The following is a 1,749-nucleotide window of genomic DNA, read 5'->3' as shown; positions in this document are numbered from 1 at the left end:
GGGGCAGGCGTCGCCGCAGCCCATGGTGATCACGACGTCGGCGGCCTCGACCGCGTCGGTGGTCAGCCGTTTCGGAGTTTCGTGGTTCAGGTCGATGCCGAGTTCGTCCATGACCTGGATGACGGCGGGGTTGATGGTGGCGGCGGGCGCGGATCCGGCGGAGCGGACCACGATCCTGCCCCGGGCGTGGTGGTGCAGGAGCGCGGCGGCCATCTGGGAGCGTCCGGCGTTGTGGACGCAGACGAACAGCACTTCCGGGGTGTTCACGCGGGAACCTCCGTAGTGGTGAAGCGGTGCCGGAGCGCGAGGGAGACGTAGACGAGGGCGACGAGGACGGGGACTTCGATGAGCGGGCCGACGACTCCGGCGAGGGCCTGTCCGCTGGTGGCGCCGAAGGTGGCGATCGCGACGGCGATGGCGAGTTCGAAGTTGTTGCCCGCGGCGGTGAACGCCAGCGTCGTCGTCCGCTCATACGTCAGCCCGATGGCTTTGCCCAGGGCGTAGGACCCGGCCCACATCAGTCCGAAGTAGACCAGCAGCGGCACCGCGATCCGGGCGACGTCGAGCGGGCGGCTGGTGATCTGGTCGCCCTGCAGCGCGAAGAGGATCACGATGGTGAACAGCAGTCCGTAAAGCGCGACCGGCCCGATCCTCGGCAGGAACCGAGTCTCGTACCAGGCGCGGCCTTTGCCGCGTTCGCCGAGACGCCGGGTCAGGAACCCGGCCAGCAGCGGGATTCCCAGGAAGATCAGCACGCTTTTCGCGATCTGCCAGCCGGACACGGCGAGGTCGGTTTGGTCGAGGCCGAGCCAGCCGGGCAGTACGGCGAGGTAGAACCAGCCGAGCACGCCGAACATGACCACCTGGAACACCGAATTCAGGGCGACCAGCACGGCGGCTGCTTCGCGGTCGCCGCAGGCGAGGTCGTTCCAGATGATCACCATCGCGATGCAGCGGGCGAGTCCGACGATGATCAGCCCGGTGCGGTACTCGGGCAGGTCGGGCAGCAGCAGCCAGGCCAGGGCGAACATCAGTGCCGGGCCGAGCACCCAGTTCAACACGAGTGAGGGCCAGAGCAGGCGGCGGTCGGCGGTGACGGTGCCGAGCCGGTCGTAGCGGACCTTGGCCAGCACCGGGTACATCATCACCAGGAGTCCCAGGGCGATCGGCAGCGAGATTCCGTCCACCGACACCGCGTTCAACACTCCACCAAGGCCCGGAATCCACCGTCCGGCCAGCAGCCCGGCCACCATCGCCGCGCCGATCCACACCGGCAGAAACCGGTCCAAAGTGGACAGCTTGCCCGCCACGCCGGGCGGGTGCTCGGTGGTGGTCACGCCGACACCACCTCGGCAGCCGCCGCGTCGCCGGGGACCAGCACGGCCGAGAGGCGGGCCAGGACCTCCGGGTGCACGCGGTAGTAGACCCACGTGCCGCGCCGCTCGCCGGTGATCAGCCCGGACTCCCGCAGGACCTTGAGATGGTGCGAGATCGTCGGGCCGGTCAGGTCGAAGGCGTCGGTCAGGTCGCACACGCAGGCTTCGCCGCCCGCGTGCGAGGCGATCAGTGACAGCAGACGCAGGCGGACCGGGTCGGCCATCGCCTTGAACAGCTTCGCCAGCTCCACCGACTGCTCCTCGGACAACGGTTCCCGGGCCAGCGGGGAGCAGCAGGCGTCCATCGCGATGATCGGCAGTTGCTTCGACATCCCTCTATGTTGACAGACATCTACATAGACGGCAATCTAAG

At 68.4% G+C, this 1,749-nt stretch carries 3 protein-coding genes; all 3 read right to left on the bottom strand.

What is annotated here, in order from left to right:
- Positions 1-267, bottom strand: a 267-nt coding sequence (locus ABD987_RS44470; RefSeq protein ID WP_345409085.1) for an arsenate reductase/protein-tyrosine-phosphatase family protein, incomplete at its 3' end; no start/stop codon positions are given.
- Complete coding sequence (arsB, locus tag ABD987_RS44465; protein WP_345409083.1) at positions 264-1,337, bottom strand: ACR3 family arsenite efflux transporter; 1,074 nt, start codon at positions 1,335-1,337, stop codon at positions 264-266. The genes arsB and ABD987_RS44470, both read right to left, overlap by 4 nt.
- Positions 1,334-1,708, bottom strand: a complete 375-nt coding sequence (locus ABD987_RS44460; RefSeq protein WP_345409081.1) for a metalloregulator ArsR/SmtB family transcription factor — start codon at positions 1,706-1,708, stop codon at positions 1,334-1,336. The genes arsB and ABD987_RS44460 overlap by 4 nt, the downstream gene beginning before the upstream one ends.
- Positions 1,709-1,749 lie beyond the last annotated feature (41 nt).

It is taken from the genome of Amycolatopsis samaneae, assembly GCF_039541975.1.
GTDB classification, from domain to species: Bacteria; Actinomycetota; Actinomycetes; order Mycobacteriales; family Pseudonocardiaceae; genus Amycolatopsis; species Amycolatopsis samaneae.
Note: the sequence above shows the minus strand (reverse complement) of the source record. Positions and strands in the feature narration are given on the sequence as shown.

Bases quoted from the DNA above. Each gene is read 5' to 3' on its own strand.
- ABD987_RS44460 (WP_345409081.1), bottom strand. From the start codon at position 1,708: ATGTCGAAGCAACTGCCGATCATCGCGATGGACGCCTGCTGCTCCCCG.